The organism is Arthrobacter sp. Alg241-R88 (assembly GCF_900537115.1).
GTDB lineage: Bacteria > Actinomycetota > Actinomycetes > Actinomycetales > Micrococcaceae > Arthrobacter.
Window position 1 is genome coordinate 20,112 of the sequence record NZ_UNRG01000004.1, and the last position, 15,714, is coordinate 35,825.

18 protein-coding genes are annotated in these 15,714 nt (G+C 64.4%); 3 read left to right on the forward strand and 15 right to left on the reverse strand.

All coding sequences use genetic code 11. The features are described 5' to 3' along the window. Window positions 1-19 precede the first annotated feature (19 nt). A complete protein-coding gene (locus G6R19_RS10775; RefSeq protein ID WP_163164745.1) occupies window positions 20-673 on the reverse strand; it encodes a DedA family protein in 654 nt (217 codons plus the stop codon). A gap of 76 nt (window positions 674-749) precedes the next feature. Beyond that, a complete protein-coding gene (locus G6R19_RS10780; protein ID WP_163164747.1) occupies window positions 750-1,325 on the reverse strand; it encodes an XRE family transcriptional regulator in 576 nt (191 codons plus the stop codon). 67 nt (window positions 1,326-1,392) lie between these two features. Between G6R19_RS10780 and G6R19_RS10785 the strand changes: the two genes are divergently transcribed. Beyond that, the gene (locus tag G6R19_RS10785; protein ID WP_163164749.1) at window positions 1,393-2,370 is read left to right on the forward strand and encodes an NAD(P)/FAD-dependent oxidoreductase; all 978 of its coding nucleotides are present in this window, start codon (window positions 1,393-1,395) and stop codon (window positions 2,368-2,370) included. On the opposite strand, the gene G6R19_RS10790 is transcribed toward G6R19_RS10785, so the two are convergent. The 4 genes from G6R19_RS10790 to G6R19_RS10805 are packed head-to-tail and all read right to left on the reverse strand — an operon-like array spanning window position 2,357 to window position 6,756. Beyond that, window positions 2,357-3,133: an enoyl-CoA hydratase gene (locus G6R19_RS10790; protein WP_163164751.1), complete on the reverse strand. Its 777-nt coding sequence runs from the start codon at window positions 3,131-3,133 to the stop codon at window positions 2,357-2,359. The genes G6R19_RS10785 and G6R19_RS10790 overlap by 14 nt on opposite strands. Further along, window positions 3,130-4,173, reverse strand: a complete 1,044-nt coding sequence (gene mmsB, locus G6R19_RS10795; protein ID WP_163164753.1) for a 3-hydroxyisobutyrate dehydrogenase — start codon at window positions 4,171-4,173, stop codon at window positions 3,130-3,132. The genes G6R19_RS10790 and mmsB overlap by 4 nt, the downstream gene beginning before the upstream one ends. Continuing rightward, entirely contained in the window at window positions 4,166-5,257 is a 1,092-nt protein-coding gene (locus tag G6R19_RS10800) for an enoyl-CoA hydratase/isomerase family protein (RefSeq protein ID WP_163164755.1), read from the reverse strand. Before G6R19_RS10800 ends, mmsB begins: the two co-directional genes overlap by 8 nt. Further along, a complete protein-coding gene (locus G6R19_RS10805) occupies window positions 5,257-6,756 on the reverse strand; it encodes a CoA-acylating methylmalonate-semialdehyde dehydrogenase (RefSeq protein ID WP_163164757.1) in 1,500 nt (499 codons plus the stop codon). Before G6R19_RS10805 ends, G6R19_RS10800 begins: the two co-directional genes overlap by 1 nt. Window positions 6,757-6,938: 182 nt before the next feature. On the opposite strand from G6R19_RS10805, the gene G6R19_RS10810 reads away from it, so the two are divergent. Together G6R19_RS10810 and G6R19_RS10815 are read left to right on the forward strand one after the other, a co-directional pair. Next, window positions 6,939-7,745 (forward strand): exodeoxyribonuclease III, encoded by an 807-nt coding sequence (locus tag G6R19_RS10810; protein WP_163164759.1) that lies wholly within the window; start codon window positions 6,939-6,941, stop codon window positions 7,743-7,745. 34 nt (window positions 7,746-7,779) lie between these two features. Next, window positions 7,780-8,664, forward strand: a complete 885-nt coding sequence (locus tag G6R19_RS10815) for a hypothetical protein (RefSeq protein WP_163164761.1) — start codon at window positions 7,780-7,782, stop codon at window positions 8,662-8,664. Window positions 8,665-8,706: 42 nt separating this feature from the next. Here the strand turns inward: G6R19_RS10815 and G6R19_RS10820 are convergent, their stop codons facing one another. The 9 genes from G6R19_RS10820 to G6R19_RS10860 form a co-directional block, all read right to left on the reverse strand. Beyond that, window positions 8,707-9,759, reverse strand: a complete 1,053-nt coding sequence (locus tag G6R19_RS10820) for a LacI family DNA-binding transcriptional regulator (RefSeq protein ID WP_163164763.1) — start codon at window positions 9,757-9,759, stop codon at window positions 8,707-8,709. Between the two features lie 118 nt (window positions 9,760-9,877). Continuing rightward, window positions 9,878-10,852, reverse strand: a complete 975-nt coding sequence (locus tag G6R19_RS10825) for a carbohydrate ABC transporter permease (RefSeq protein ID WP_163164765.1) — start codon at window positions 10,850-10,852, stop codon at window positions 9,878-9,880. Beyond that, window positions 10,849-11,814: a sugar ABC transporter permease gene (locus G6R19_RS10830; RefSeq protein WP_163164767.1), complete on the reverse strand. Its 966-nt coding sequence runs from the start codon at window positions 11,812-11,814 to the stop codon at window positions 10,849-10,851. The genes G6R19_RS10825 and G6R19_RS10830 overlap by 4 nt, the downstream gene beginning before the upstream one ends. An 89-nt stretch (window positions 11,815-11,903) precedes the next feature. Then, window positions 11,904-13,244 carry an extracellular solute-binding protein gene (locus G6R19_RS10835; protein ID WP_163164769.1) on the reverse strand — a complete coding sequence of 447 codons (1,341 nt, stop codon included), beginning with the start codon at window positions 13,242-13,244 and terminating at the stop codon, window positions 11,904-11,906. Between the two features lie 134 nt (window positions 13,245-13,378). Continuing rightward, window positions 13,379-13,990 carry a hypothetical protein gene (locus G6R19_RS10840; RefSeq protein ID WP_163164771.1) on the reverse strand — a complete coding sequence of 204 codons (612 nt, stop codon included), beginning with the start codon at window positions 13,988-13,990 and terminating at the stop codon, window positions 13,379-13,381. Beyond that, window positions 13,987-14,595, reverse strand: coding sequence for a DUF6286 domain-containing protein (locus G6R19_RS10845; RefSeq protein ID WP_163164773.1), 609 nt, complete (start codon window positions 14,593-14,595; stop codon window positions 13,987-13,989). Before G6R19_RS10845 ends, G6R19_RS10840 begins: the two co-directional genes overlap by 4 nt. Further along, on the reverse strand, window positions 14,592-14,972 hold the full coding sequence (locus G6R19_RS10850; protein ID WP_163164775.1) for a hypothetical protein: 381 nt from the start codon (window positions 14,970-14,972) through the stop codon (window positions 14,592-14,594). The genes G6R19_RS10845 and G6R19_RS10850 overlap by 4 nt, the downstream gene beginning before the upstream one ends. After that, window positions 14,969-15,160, reverse strand: a complete 192-nt coding sequence (locus G6R19_RS10855; RefSeq protein WP_163164777.1) for a hypothetical protein — start codon at window positions 15,158-15,160, stop codon at window positions 14,969-14,971. Before G6R19_RS10855 ends, G6R19_RS10850 begins: the two co-directional genes overlap by 4 nt. Continuing rightward, window positions 15,157-15,618 (reverse strand): Asp23/Gls24 family envelope stress response protein, encoded by a 462-nt coding sequence (locus tag G6R19_RS10860; protein ID WP_163164779.1) that lies wholly within the window; start codon window positions 15,616-15,618, stop codon window positions 15,157-15,159. The genes G6R19_RS10855 and G6R19_RS10860 overlap by 4 nt, the downstream gene beginning before the upstream one ends. Between the last annotated feature and the right edge of the window lie 96 nt (window positions 15,619-15,714).

Here is a 15,714-nt window from a genome sequence, read left to right on the forward strand (position 1 = left end):
GCACTTCCCAACTGCCGGATCAGCGTGCGGCCTTCTTGCGCTTGATGCGCCTGACCACGAGCAGCACCACGGTTACGCCCACGGCGGCATAGACGGCGTAGTTCAGGAACCTGGAGTACTCCTCGATAATTCTGTACTGCGTGCCCACCAGGTAGCCCAGTCCCAGGAGTGCCCCGTTCCACAGCCCGCTGCCTGCCAGGGTGTAAAGGCTGAACGTTCCAAGGTGCATGGCGGAAGCCCCGGCAGGAAGGGAGATCAGGCTCCGCACGCCCGGAAGCAACCTGCCAAAAAAGATGGACGACCGTCCATGACGGCGGAACCAGCCCGCTGCATTCTCGAAGTCCTCGCGGTCCACCAGGGGCAGCCGGGATAAGCCGCGGATGGAACGCTCCAGCCCGAGCTTGGCGCCCAGCCAATACAGGAAAAGTGCACCCAGGTAGGCTCCCAGCGTGCTGGTGACAAAAACGAGGACCAGGTTCAGGGCCCCTTGCCTTGCAAGGTAGCCGGCCAGTGGCAAAATCACTTCGCTGGGGATGGGCGGCACCACGGTTTCAGCAAGGGTGAAGAGCCCGACCCCCCACTCGCCCAACTGCTCGATGCCGCGGGCAGCTATCCCCACGAGTCCGGTAAGGTTCTCGGTCGAGCCGCCTTCGTCCGCCGCCGTTCCCCACATACAACTCCCCCGTCCGCGTCCACGTTTGGTCTGCCCTGTCTACCTTACGCACCTGCACAGAGGCTGGGACCCTGGTTCAGGCGGGCTTTGCCCTGACATGCATCCGCTCCCCCTGCGTGCCGAAAAGGCTGAGGAATTCCACGGGCTTGCCGTCCGCGCGGCCGAACCAGTGCGGGACGCGGGTATCGAACTCTGCCGCTTCCCCGGCGCGGAGTACGAGGTCCTGGCTACCGAGGATCATTCGAAGTTTTCCGTTGAGGACGTACAGCCACTCGTAGCCCTCATGCACCTTCGGGCTGGGCTCCTCGAGCGGCCCGGCGGGCAGGATGTGTTTATAGGCCTGGATACCGCCCGGCTTCCTGGTCAGCGGAATGATCGTCATCCCCCTTGCCTTGATGGGACGCAGGTGGACACGCGGATCCCCAGTGGCAGGAGCACCGACCAGTTCATCGAGCGGTACCTGGTGGGCTTTGGCCAGCGGCAGGAGGAGCTCGAGGTTGGGCCGGCGTTGGCCGGACTCCAGCCGGGACAGCGTGCTGACCGAGATTCCGGTGGCCTCCGCCAATGCTGACAAGGTGATGTCCCTCGCGAGACGGAGCGCCCGCAGCCTCGGGCCGACAGCCGCCAGGACGTCATCCAGTTGTTCATCCATGGTCCAATCTTGCCACTTCAGCAAAAGCCTTTGCCAGCCGAAGGAGAGGCGCCAGATCATTGGACCTATGACAAAATCCAAAGAATCAATGCCTGACGTCGTGATTATCGGCGGCGGCGCAGCCGGGCTGAGCGCCGCGCAGATGCTGGGCCGCAGCCGCCGCTCCGTAGTGGTGGTGGACAGCGGTGAACCACGCAACGCCCCCGCCGAGGGAGTCCATGGCTTCCTGTCCCGCGACGGCATCAAGCCCGCGGACCTCCTCGCCATTGGCCGGGGCGAGGCCGAGAGCTACGGTGCGGCCATGGTCCGGGGCAGGGTGGTTGCCGCCCGCGGGGACGTGGACCAGGGCTTCGAAGTGATGCTCGACGACGGGACACAGCTTCGCGGACGCCGGCTCCTGGTCACCACGGGCCTGGACGACGAACTGCCGGGCCTTCCCGGTCTCCGGGAACGCTGGGGCAAGGACGTGCTGCACTGCCCGTTCTGCCACGGCTGGGAGGTGCAGGACCAGGTGATTGGCATCCTGGGGAACGGACCGTGGTCCGTGCACCAGGCCCTGCTCTTCCGGCAGTGGAGCAGCGACATCACGCTGTTCCTCAACAACAGGGTTGTCCCGTCCGACGCCGAAGCGGAACAACTGGCTGCCCGCGGGATCAAGGTGGCAGCCGGCGCGGTGGAATCGGTCCGGGTGGAGGAGGACCGCCTGCGGGGTGTTGCCCTGGCCGGCGGACCGGACGTTGCGGTGGAGGCCCTGGTGGTGGGTGCACGGGTGCGGGCACGGCTGGAAGCCTTTGCCGGCCTCGGGCTCGTTCCGTCCGAGCACTCCTCCGGAATGGGAACCTACCTTGCCACCGATGCGGATGGCGCCACGTCCGTACCGGGCGTATGGGCGGCGGGAAACGTGACGGACCTGAAGGCGCAGGTGCTTGCCTCCGCGGCAGCTGCCGCCTGGACCGCCGTCGTGATCAATAACCATCTGATGGCCGAGGAGATGGCCGTCGACCTGGCCGCCTACCGGGAGTCGCTTTCGCTCAGCGGTGCTTGAATTCGGGCTGGCGTTTTTCCGTGAAAGCCGCCATGCCTTCCTTCTGGTCCTCGGTGGCGAAAAGGGAGTGGAACAGCCTGCGCTCGAACAGGACGCCTTGCGCCAGCCCGGTTTCGAAGGCGGCGTTCACGGCCTCTTTCGCCACCATGGCCGCCGGCTTGGACTTGGCGGCGATCACCTCGGCGGCCTTCAGCGCTTCCTCCACAACATCCTCAGCGGGCACCACCCGGGACACCAGGCCGCAACGGTCAGCTTCCTCCGCCCCGATGAACCTTCCGGTCAGGATCAGGTCCATTGCTTTGGCCTTGCCCACGGCGCGGGTGAGGCGCTGGGATCCGCCCATGCCGGGCAGTACGCCCAGGTTGATCTCCGGCTGGCCGAACTTCGCGTTGTCCCCGGCGATGATGAGATCGCACATCATCGCCAGCTCGCAGCCCCCGCCCAGGGCGAATCCCGAGACTGCGGCAATCGCGGGTATGCGGAGCCTGGTGAAGTCCTCCCAGCCGCGGAACCAGTCCGCGGCGTACATGTCCATGTAACCCTGGGCCGCCATTTCTTTGATGTCAGCCCCGGCGGCGAAGGCCTTGCCTGAGCCGGTGATGACCACGGCCCCCACACCGGGATCGGTATCCATGGCGCGGACGGCGGACACGAGCTCCTCCATGGTGGCTTTGTTCAGCGCATTCAACGCCTGCGGCCGGTTCAACGTCACCAGGCCCACCCGGCCCCGCTGTTCCACGAGGATGTTTGTGTATTCCGTCATTCGGGGCTCCCGTCGTCCTGCGCTGCCTGTGATGCTGGTGGTGCCGGTGATTCCGGGGCTGGAACGCCGGCCGCCGGGTTTCCAGCCGCCGGCGATCCGGATGCCGCCACGTCCGCCGGATTTCCCTGGGCGTTCGACCTGTCCCGAATGTCCGTGATGATCCCGGAGAAATCCCGGCCTGCACCGCCTTCCGCGGCAAACGTATCGTAGATTTCAGCAGCCAGCGGGCCAACCCGGGCTGCAACTCCTGTACTGTGCAGTGCGTTGACGGCCAGGTTGAGGTCCTTGGCCATCAGGGCTCCGGCGAAACCGGGCTGGTAGTCGCGGTTGGCCGGGCTCGTGGGGACGGGACCGGGCACGGGGCAGTTCGTGGTGAGCGCCCAGCATTGCCCCGACGCCGCCGACGCCACATCGAACAGCGCCTGGTGGCTCAGGCCCAGCTTTTCCCCCAGCACAAAAGCCTCGCTGACGGCAATCATGGAGGCGCCCAGGATCAGGTTGTTGCAGATTTTGGCTGCCTGTCCTGCGCCGTGGGCACCGCAGTGGACAACGCGTTTGCCCATCACGTCCAGCAGCGGCAGGACTGCCTCGAAGTCCGCTTTATCGCCGCCGACCATAAACGTAAGGCTGCCCGCTTCGGCGCCCACCACTCCGCCGGATACCGGGGCATCCACCGAGCGGTGGCCGGCTTCAATAGCCAGCCTCGCTGCTTCCCGGGCTTCGTCCACGTTAATGGTGGAACAGTCCAGGAACATCGTTCCGGGGGCAGCCACCGCCAGCAGGCCAGGCCCGCCGGCTGTGCCCAGGTAGGCATCGAGCACATGCCGGCCGCCCGGGAACATGGTGAGGACCACGTCTGCACCGGATACTGCCTCACCAGCACTGGCCGCAACCGGAACACCATGTGTACGGGCTGCTTCAAGGGCTGCGGGCACGACGTCGAAGCCGGCTACCGTGTACCCCGCTTTGACCAGGTTCACCGCCATGGGTCCGCCCATGTGGCCGAGGCCCAGGAACGCAACGGTGAACTTCTCAGGCATGGTCCGTCTCCTTTAGCTGCAGGTCAAGTTCCTTGCTGCCCAGGGGCTCAAAGAAGCGTTCCACCTGCTGGGGCAGCACCTCCGCCAGGGTGGGCGGCCGCCAGTGTGGCGTGCGGTCCTTGTCCACTACCTGCGCCCTGATGCCCTCCCGGAAGTCCGGTGCTTCCAGGAACCGCAAACCTACCCGGTACTCCTGCGCCAGGGCCTCATCGAGGGTGAGGCCCTTCACGCGGCGGAGGGAGGCCAGCGTGACCTTCACGGCCGTGGGCGATTTCGCCTCGATGGTGTCGGCGGCAATCCGGGCCACTGCGCCGCCTTCGCCGTCGAAGCTCCGGAGGTGCCGGATAATTTCCCCGGCGTCATCCGAGGCGTAGCACCTGTCAATCCAGTCACGCTGCTCCTCAAGGGCCGAGGGCGGCGGCGCCTTGCTGTGCCGCGCGACGGCGGCTTCCGCAGTTTCGGTTTCCAGTGCCGCCAGGAGGTCCTCGAGCCTGTCCGACGGCAGGTAGTGGTCTGCGAGTCCAAGGTGCAGGGCATCCGCCCCGCTGAGGTGGGCGCCGGTCAGCGCCGCATGGGTACCCGCCTCCCCCGGCGCCCGGGACAGCAGCAGGGTGCCGCCGACGTCGGGCGCAAAACCAATGGTCGTCTCCGGCATGCCCATCCGGGTCCGGTCAGTCACCACCCGGACCGAACCGTGCGCGGAAATCCCCACGCCGCCGCCCAGCACCAGGCCATCCATCAGCGCCACATATGGCTTCGGGTAGCGGGAGATCAGGGAATTGAGCCGGTACTCCACCTGCCAAAAGTCCGCCGTCAGCCCGCCGCCGGCCAGCATGTCCTGGTAGATGGCCACGATGTCGCCCCCGGCGCACAGCCCACGGTCACCGGCGCCCCGCACCAGGACCGTGGCAACGCCGTCGTCGTCCGCCCACGCGGTGAGCTGCTCGAGCAGCCCATCCACCATTCCCGCGGTCAACGCGTTGACGGCTTGGGGCCGGTTGAGGGTCATGATCCCCAGCCTGCCGCGGCGCTCGAACAGCACCTCGGCCTGGTTGTCCGCAGCCGGCTTCGGGCTGTCCGTCATCAGCTTCCTTCCGGCATCACGAAGCTGGCCCCGTGACGTATTCCTGAGGGCCACCGTGTGGTGACCGTCTTGGTCTTGGTGTAGAAACGGAAGGCGTCCGCGCCGTGCTGGTTCAAGTCGCCGAACCCCGACGCCTTCCAGCCGCCGAACGTGTAGTACGCGATCGGCACCGGGATGGGGACGTTGATGCCCACCATCCCCACGTCAACCCGGGCGGCGAAATCCCGGGCTGCGTCGCCATCGCGCGTGAAGATGGCCACGCCGTTGCCGAACTCATTGCTGCTGCACAACTGCAGCGCCTCGTCGTAGTCGGACGCCCGCACCACGCTGAGGACGGGACCGAAGATCTCTTGCCGGTAAATGCCCATGTCTGGCGTCACGTGGTCAAAAAGCGTTGGCCCCACCCAGAAACCGTTCCCGTAGCCTTCCACCGTGATTCCCCGGCCGTCCGCCAGGAGCGTGGCGCCCTCGTCCAGTCCCGCCTGGATCAGGCCTTCGATCCGTTCCTTGGCGGAGGCGGCCACCACCGGGCCGAAGTCCGAGTCCCGGTCGAGGCTGTGGCCCACCTTCAGGCTCTTCACCCGGTCCTGGAGTTTGGCGACAAGCCGGTCAGCGGTTTCCTGCCCCACCGGAACAGCCACCGAAACGGCCATGCAGCGCTCCCCCGCGGAGCCGTACCCTGCACCGATGAGGGCGTCGGCAGCCTGGTCCAGGTCTGCGTCCGGCATCACCACCATGTGGTTCTTGGCTCCGCCGAAGCACTGGGCCCGCTTGCCGTGGGCGGCCGCCGTGGCATAGATGTACTGGGCAACAGGGGTGGAGCCCACAAACCCGATGGCTTTGACCCGGGGATCCTCCAGGAGGGCGTCCACCGCCTCCTTGTCGCCGTTGACCACGTTGAACACGCCGTCCGGCACGCCAGCTTCGGAGTACAGCTCCGCCAGGCGCAGCGGCACGGACGGATCCCGCTCGGAGGGCTTCAGGATGAAGGCGTTGCCCGCGGCCAGGGCCGGCCCGGACTTCCAGAGCGGAATCATGGCGGGAAAGTTGAACGGCGTGATCCCGGCCACCACACCAAGGGGCTGGCGCAGTGAATGGATGTCTATCCCGGGTCCGGCCTCGGTGGAGAACTCCCCCTTGAGCAGGTGCGGCGCGCCGGCGGCGAACTCCACCACTTCCAGGCCACGCTGGATGTCTCCTCTGGCGTCGGCGAGGGTTTTTCCGTGTTCCGAGGACAGTAGCCGCGCCAGTGCGTCCATGTCCCTGTTGACCAGGTCCACGAACCGGAGCAGGATCCGGCCGCGGCGCTGGGTGTTCATGGCCGCCCATTCCTCCTGGGCCTTTGCGGCGACAGCAACGGCATTGGTCACCTCGTCCCGGCCGGCCAACGGAACATGGGCCTGGACGGTTCCGGTGCAGGGGTCAAAGACGTCGCCGAAGCGGCCGGAGCTGCCGCCCGCATGCTGGCCGCCGACGTAGTGGGAAAGCTCGCGCACCATGGCCGGAAGCTCCTTCGCGTGTGACCCAGGTCATTTCTGGTTGCGAATATACTCGGACTTCCTACTAAACTCCACCGGACAGGGATCATCGCGGATGCGCCTGCCGGGAGCTTGCCCGGTGCCTTGCCGGAGCTTTACCTGGGCTTTACCCGCGGTGGCGCGGCCACGGTAAGTTAGGAACTGTGAAGATTGCTACCTGGAATGTGAATTCGCTCAGAGCCCGTGCCGACCGCGTGGAGGCCTGGCTGCAGCGCAGCGACTGTGACGTCCTGGCCATCCAGGAAACCAAGTGCAAGGACGAAAACTTCCCGTGGGAACTCTTTGAGCGGATGGGCTACGAAGTGGCCCACTTCGGCGTGAACCAGTGGAACGGCGTAGCCATCGCCTCCCGCGTGGGACTCGAAGATGTTGAGCGGACGTTCCTTGACCAGCCCGCGTTTGGCAAGACCGGCACGGAGCCCGTGCAGGAAGCCCGTGCGATGGCTGCCACCTGCGCCGGCGTCCGGATCTGGAGCCTTTACGTCCCCAACGGCCGCTCGCTGGACGACGAACACATGCCGTACAAGCTCAAGTGGCTGGAAAGCCTCAAAACGCATGCGCAGGGACTCGTCACGCAGAACCCTCAGGCACAGGTGGCACTGATGGGTGACTGGAACATCGCACCGTTCGACGACGACGTGTGGGACATCGATCTGTTCGTTAACAACAGGTACACCCACGTCAGCCCGCCGGAGCGTGAGGCGTTCCATGCTTTCGAGTCCGCAGGCTTCACGGATGTGGTGCGCCCGTACACGCCCGGTCCCGGCGTCTACACCTACTGGGATTACACTCAGCTGCGCTTTCCCAAGAAGGAAGGCATGCGGATCGACTTCGTGCTGGCCTCCCCGGCCCTGGCTGCACGGGTGACCGGCGCGTCGATCGACCGCGAGGAGCGCAAGGGCAAGGGCGCGTCGGACCATGCACCCGTGCTGGTGGAACTGGCAGACTAATGACATTGTCCTGGACCCATTCAAGGAGGCCGTGATGACGGGAAACCTCTACCGGGGCCAGGCAGGCCTGCCATTCTCCTCGACGCTCCGCGTCTACGAACCCCTGGACGCCTTTCCCGAGGAGCAGCGGCAAGCAATTGCCGCCGCGGGGGCGCAGACTGCTTCGCGCGCCGCCGTCGAAAACGCGGAACTGCTGGCCTCGCTGGGGCGGATCACCCGGTCCGGCGGTGACCCGTTCCCCACCGGACGAACCGACCTGGTGCGCGTCACCACTGCCCCGGCGGCCGGGGGAGGCACGTCCGACGACGGTGCTGACGCAGAGCCCGAACTGCTGTACTGTCCCAGCCAACTGGTACTGCGGGCCGGCCTGGCGGCGAACGCGCTGATGGAGGGAATCCACGGCCCGCTGGCTGAGCTGCTGATTCCTGAAGAGCAGCGGGACAAGCACCAGGAGCGGATCGACCAAGTGAAGGCGCGTGACGGGTCCATCCGGGTGCACACCAGGGCATCCACCTGGGGGATCCCCTTCAGCTGGTTTTCCCTGTTTATGGACTCAGACCATAAAGACGTGGTGGAGGCTTCCGGGCGGATCCTCACGGTCCGGGTGTGGGCACCCATCACGGAAGCCCTGGAGCGTGCGCGTTATGCCGTGGCCAACCTGGCACTGGCGGCACCGGACCTTGACATGCTGGACGATCTTGCCCAGCTCACCGAGTGGCTTGAACTCTTCCATGTGAACTCCATGGTGGAGCTGGACTACGGAGCTGTTGCCGACAAGGTGTACCCGGACGATTCGCCCATGGACATCAGGCTTGGAATCGAATGCCTGGCCGAGGGTGACATGACGGGCGCAGCCGCGGCGTACCGCCGCCTGGCTTCCCGATGGATTCCCATCCGCCAGCTGGCCCGCGCTTCCTGAGCTTGTGCCTGTGCCTGTGCCTGCGCCTAAGAACTCACGGCGCTAGGACTGGGGCGGCGCGGTGGTCCTTCTGACGATTAGTTCATGGGGCGCGACGGCGGACTGCACCGCTCCCGCGTCACCGTCCAGTTCGTCGAGCAGCATCTTGGTGGCTTGCTCGGCCTGCTCGTCAGGCCGCTGGCCCACCGTAGTGAGGCCCATCGCCTCTGCGAAATCGTGGTTGTCAATGCCCACGACGGAAAGGTCCTCGGGGACCCGGACGCCCATCCGGGAAGCTTCGAAAATGACGCCCATCGCCATCTCATCCGAGGCACAGAAAATTGCGGTCGGCCTGCCCCCGGGCTTGGACCAGAGCCGGCGGAAGGCCTCCTGCCCGCTGCGAACGGTGAAGTCCCCCCACTCGTCCCATTCCGGGCGGGTGGGCAGGCCGGCCGCCGTCATAACGTCCTTGAACGCGAGGATCCGGACGCGCGGGACATCAAAGTTAAGGTCTGTCTCGTCGTCTCCGTGCAGCAGGGCAATATCCCGGTGGCCCTGGTCGATGAGGTGCCTGACGGCCGTGGACGCGGCGGCGTAGTCGTCGATGCCGATGTAGGCGCATTCCTCAACATGGCCGCCAACCACCACCAGCGGGATATCGATCTTCTGCAGGTGGTCGAGTTCCTCGTGCGACAGTGCCATACACAGGACCAGCAGGGCGTCGATCTGCTTATAGACCATGGTCTTGCTGAACAGCCGCTCACGGTTGCTGCCATGGCCGCCCAGGTTGAACAGTGAAAGGTTGTAGTTCCGGGCATGCAGTTCCCGGTCGGCGCCCTCGATGGCCTTGGAGAAGAACCACCTGCTCACAAAGGGTGCCAGCACGCCAATCGTTCTGGTACGGCCGGTCGCCAGCCCCGAGGCGGAACTGGAGGCGACGTAGCCCAGGTTTCCGGCTACCTCGAGGATTTTCTCCCTTGTGGCCGGCGATACCCGGGGCAGGCCCCGGACTGCCCGCGAGACCGTGGCCGTGGATACTCCCGCCGCTGCCGCCACGTCTTCGATGCTGACACCACTGTGGCCGCCTCGTTGTGACCTTTCGCCTGCGCGTGCCACGGTGCCCCCTTATTTGTCCCTTGAGCGTTTCCGGCCGCCACTAAATGATGGCCCTTCCGGGGTTAGCAGGGCCGCAGCCGGCCGGCGTACCGGCCGGCCGCCCTGGCCCTGTCGGTTATTAGCCCTTGAGGCCTCCCGCGAGGAGTCCCCGGACGAAGTACCGCTGCAGGCTGAAGAAGACGGCCAGCGGAACGATGATGGAAACGAAGGCAGCGGCGGGATTCAGGTAGTCCCTTGCGCCACGGGTTCCTGAGATTTCCGCCAGGCGCTGGGTGATGGGGGCAACGTCCGCAGTTCCGCCGGAGAACACCAGCGCTACAAGAAGGTCATTCCAGACCCAGAGGAACTGGAAGATTGCCAGCGACGCAAGGGCGGGCACTGACAGTGGCAGGATGACCCGCCAGAAGATGGTCGTGTGGCCGGCGCCGTCCATTTTTGCGGCTTCAATGACCTCACCTGGAATTTCGGAGATGAAGTTATGCAAGAGGAAGATTCCGAGTGGCAGCCCGAAGATTGTATGGGCGATCCATAGCTGTGTGTAGGAACCTGGCGGAATTTGCAGGACTTGGGTGAACAGCTGGAGGAGTGGAATCAGGGTCATTTGCAGGGGGATAATCTGCAGGGCAAAAACGAAAATAAAGGCGGCTTCCCGGCCCCTGAACTTTCCCCAGGCAAAAATGTACGCGGCCATGGAGGCGAGTACCAGGACGAAGACAGTGACCGGAATGACAATTGCCAGGGAATTGGCGAAGTACTGCGTCAGGTTGGCCGACTGTGATCCCCCCGCGGCAGTAACGTCCGCGTAGTTCTTGAAGGTGAACTGCCAGTCGCCGAAGAAGTTCCACCATCCGTCTGAACGGGGCCCCACTTGCTTTGCGGCTGGACGGAAGGAAGACACCAGCAGGCCGAAAGTCGGAATAGTCCAGACCACTGCAATGACCAGGGCAGCGGCTGTCGCCCAGCGGGACGTCAGCTTGCTTTTGACCCGGCGCATTATCGGAGCGGAACTTTCAGCAGGTGCAGCCGTACCGCCCCCACGCGTGGCCGCAGTTCGTGTATTTGCCGCCTCATCCGGCGCTGGCATGACGGTCATCGGATTTCCTTTTGCTGACGAAGTACGCGGGCGTTGTAAACGACGATTGGCAGGACCAGAAGGAAGAGGATCAGCGCCAGGGCGGCACCCCTGCCCGGTTCGCCGGCACGGAACGCCTGGGTATACATTTCATTGGCAACCACGGAAGTTTCGTAGTTGCCCGCGGTCATGGTGCGGACGATGTCGAAGACCTTCAAAGTAGCGATGGTGATCGTGGTGAGCACAACGACGAGTGACCCGCGAATTCCCGGAATGGTGACGTTGCGGAACTGCTGCCATGGATTGGCGCCATCCAGGCGGGACGCTTCCACCAGTTCTGCCGGGACGCCCTTGATGGCCGCCGAAAGAATCACCATGGCAAACCCGGTCTGGATCCAGACCATCACAATAATCAAGAAAATGGTGTTCTCGGGAGCATCCAGCAGGAATTGCTTTGGCTCCATCCCGAAAGCGACACGCAGCGCATTCAGCACGCCGGTTTGCTCAATCTCGGGTCCGCGGTAGTCGTAGACAAGTTTCCAGATGATACCGGCGCCCACAAACGAAATGGCCATGGGCATAAACACGAGGGCCTTCAGTATCCGCTCGCCCTTGGCTTTGTCGATGAAGACTGCATAGGCCAAACCGAAAACGGTGGAAAGCAGCGGCACCAGCACAGTCCAGATAATGGTGTTTCGGAGCGTTACCAGAGCTTCTGGCTGCGTGAACATCCAGACGAAGTTATCAACCCCGTTTAGCTTGCCGCTGGCGTCAGTGAACGCGAGGAATGAGGTCTGCGCGGCGGGGTAAACCAGCCCTACAAGCAAAAGGATTGCTGCAGGAGCCAGGAAGCCGGCCACAGTGATTTTATCTTTGGCGGACTTTGGAGCCCTGTCCACCAACAGCATGATAAGTCCAATAATCGCAGCGAAAACCGCCAATGCGATCACGACTTGAAGGAATTTTCCTCCGATGAATTCCATTGCCCATCTCCATGGTTGTGGGTAGATCGAATGTGCAGGATGACACTGCGCCTCCGGCGTTGAAGCCGGAGGCGCAGAACCAGGGAGAGTTAGCTCTTAGGCCAGCTGCTTTCGATGCTGTCCGCAACTTCCTTAGACGGCGTGCCGTTGATCCATGCAACGACGCCCTTCCAGAACGAGTTGGAACCAACAGCGCCCGGCATCAGGTCCGAACCGTCGAAGCGGAACGTTGTTTCCTCATCCTGAAGCAACTCGATGCTCAGCTTGTCCAGTTCAGTCTGGGCATTTGCCGGATCCAGGCCCTTGTTTGCACTGACCACACCGCCCAGCTTGACGCGTTCATTGGCGAATTCAGCACTGGCCAGGTAGGCCTGGAAGGCCTGGGCCTCGGGAGTGTCCTTGTAGGCGCCAACCATTTCGCCGCCACCCGTAATGGCCAGGCCCTTGGAAGCGTCAACCGGCGGGGTCATGAAGGCCCAGACGTCGCCATCCTCGGCCACGACCGTTCCTTCAGGCCAGTTTGCGGCCTGGAAGTTTGCCTGGTGGTGCATGGCGCACTGCCCGTCGAGCACCGGCTGGCCTGCCTGCTGGAAGCCGGTGGTGAGAATGGAGCGAACGTCGCCGAACCCGCCGTTGACCATCTTGTCGTCAAGCAGGATTTCGCCGGTCTTATCCAGCGCTTCAACGATGCGGGGGTCGTTGAAGGGGATTTCGTGGTTGACCCACTGGTCGTAAACCTCAGGTCCCTGCGAGCGAAGCACCACATCTTCCACCCAGTCGGTGCCCGGCCAGCCGGTGGCTTCGCCGGACTCGAAGCCGGCACACCAGGGCTTCATGCTGCCGTCGTCGGCAATTTTCTTGGAAAGCTCCAGCATCTCGTCCCAGGTCTTGGGAACTTCCCAGCCCTTGTCTTCGAAGGTCTTGGGCGCGTACCAGACATATCCCTTGACGTTGGCAAGCATGGGTGCGGTGTAGAAAACGCCGTCTACAGTGCCGTACTTCTTCCAGTCCGCCGACCAGTTCTTGTCAACAGCGTCCGATACGGCCTGCGGTGCAGGCTTCAGGTTCCCGGCACGGGCCTGGTCTGCCATCAGGCCGGGCTGGGGGAAGATAGCAATGTCAGGGGCGTTGCCGGCCTTGGCCCGAACGCCAATCTGGGTCTCGAACTCTTTGCTGCCCTCGTACTTGACGGTGGCGCCGGTGCACTTTTCGAATGCGGCCCAGGTCTTCTCGAGGTTGGTGGCCTCGGTGTCCGTGATGGTCGAGTAAACGGAGACCGTCTTGCCGTCGTGCTTGCCGTAGCTTTCGAACTTGGAGCAATCGGCGGTGGCGGCCGGGTCAGTCGCGCTTTCTTCCGAGCTGCATGCGCTGAGGGAAAGCGCCAGGATTCCGGTCACCGCTACGGGTAGCAGGTACTTGCGATTTTTCATGCAGAGAACTCCTCTATGAGTTGCAAAATTACGTCCGCCAGGAACGATGTGATGACCATCACGGTAATCATTCCGGGTGCGATAGTGCAAGCGTTTACACGCTTTTGTTTCTGAACAGTAACTTAAAGGTTGCGTCAGCGCACGCGCTCAGCCCTGCTGAAGCGTGTCCGTGCACCTGCTCCAATGTGAATCAGCACGGGGATGTTCTTTCCCACCACCGTTTCCAGCGCCGCCACGAGGGCGTACACCTCGTCTGCGAGCAGGTGCGGGGCCACGCCCTGGCGCGGCAGGAGGCGCACCTTCAAGGCGGGCGTGCCTTTGACGTCGTAGGTGGCTACGGTTGCGCCGGCTAAATCGGGACGGTTCGCGAGGGCATGCTTGAGCGCCTGCTCGGCCACTCCCCCGCCGATCCTCACGTCGCCGGGGACATCGCCGGGATCGTATTCCATGGCCAGGAGGTTTGCCCGGCCCTTTCCCTGCTGGGCAACCCAGGCCACCATGAGTCCAATAAGCACCAGCAGGGCCAGCGCTACCAGGATCCACAACCAGCTTTCGGTACGCCCGGGAAACCTGGTGGCGTTAAAGGCCTCATTGACCCGGCTCCACGCGCCCGCAGACCAGGCATGCCACCACGAAGCTACTGCCGGCACTGCGGCCAGCAGCATCAGCAGGGCGCCCACTGCAAGAAGCGTCAAACCCAGGACCGCTATCAGTATGCGGTTGAGAAGGGTGGGGGTGCTGTTCATGCGCCGATCACTCCCGAATGTGCCACCTTGACGCGCACTTCAGGTGAAGGATCAAGTGCCATGGAATCGAGCTCGCTTTGGACTGCCGCGAGCACAGCGGCCTCGTCAACAGGGACTCCGGAAGTGGGCCGCACATTCACCTCTGCCTGCCGTTGCGAGACGACCACCATGACCTGTTCCGGCGTGACGTTTGCGGCGAGCCGGGCACGGCGCGCCAGGGAGGAAGCGATGACTTCATCATCCACCACCACAGCAGGACCGGCGGTGTCCCGGCCGCCACCTAGAAGGTGACGGGCCCGGCGCCCGGGCAGAACCCCATTGAGGAAAAAGACCAGCCCGAACATTGCCAGGACCCCTCCGATGGCGCCCAGCAGCAGCGGTGAAATCCCTGCGGGCAAGGCCACGAGGCGTTCAGCTGCCACCTGCGGCTCGATCAGCCAGGCAGGCTGCCCGATGGCATGGACGGCTGCCTCAAGGAGCCCGTAGGCAGCGAGCCCAATAACCAGGACCGCGGCCGCTGTGGCCACTACTGCACGTGAGGAATGCGTCTCCCGGTGCAGGATGCGGTCCATATCCGGGCCGCGGCTCTCCACCTGCCGGCTCATCGCACGCGTCCCCCTTCAATGGTCGTTGCTCCGCTGATCCTGATGTCCACCCTGCTCAGCCGTGCACCGCTAAGCTCCGTCACTGTCGCCAGGATACGGGCCTTTGCCTTGACCGTGCGGTCCCAGATGGAGCCGCCGGCGCCCTCCACGCGCGAGGGGTCACGGACCACGGCAGTCAAAGGCGGGATGCTGATCGGCGTGACGAGGGACAGCGCCAGCATGCCGTCGTCGTCCGTCCAGTCAGCCCGGACATCCTCGGCGTCCACGCCCAGGAACTGGGCAGCTGCGGCCTTGGCGAGGCTTGTCAGGGCCTGCGTGCTGATGCGGTTGTGGCCGCTAAGCTCCTGGCCCCGGACAGTCGGGACGGCGGAGCTCATGAGGACGAGCGCCGGCCGGTGATGGCGTCCAGGACGCCGCGAAGGTCCAGTTTCCCTTCCGCGGCACGGCCCAGGAGTGCCCCGATGGCCATAAAGAGGAGGGAAATCAGGAAACCCCACAAACCGAACTGCAGGGACATAAAGGCCACGAACGCGCCCATCGCTGTGCCGGCCACGGTGAGGTTCACAGCAACGCCTCCCTTTCTGCCGAGCCGGCAACGGTGGGTTTGACCGGAGGCGGCACGTAGACGTCAGTGACTTCCACGTTGACCTCGATCACCTGCAGCCCCACGAGTTCCTCGACAGCCCGGTAGACGGCCGCGCGGACCTCGTTGGCCAGTGAGTGGAGCGGCGTTCCGTAGCTCGCCACGAGGCTGATATCCACGGCAACTTGCGTTTCACCGACTTCGGCACGCACGCCGGCGGCATGGTCAGAACTGCCGACGGCGTCGCGGATGGCGCCGAGCGCCCGTGAAGGTCCTGAGCCGAGGGAGTAGACCCCGGGGACGGACCGGGCGGCAATTCCTGCCACCTTGGCGACGGCTGTCTCGGAAATCACGGTGCGGCCGTGGCTGGGTGCCGGCACAGGAACCGGCACGGCACGGCTCTGGATGCCTTGGCCGGGTTGCGGGTTCTGGTATTCCATCAGGCACTCCCCCTTCTGTTGATCCCAACCCTATCCCCGCCTGCGGTTTAACGGCAGGAGGCGGGGGACGGGTGGGAGCACGGGTTAAACAAGAAA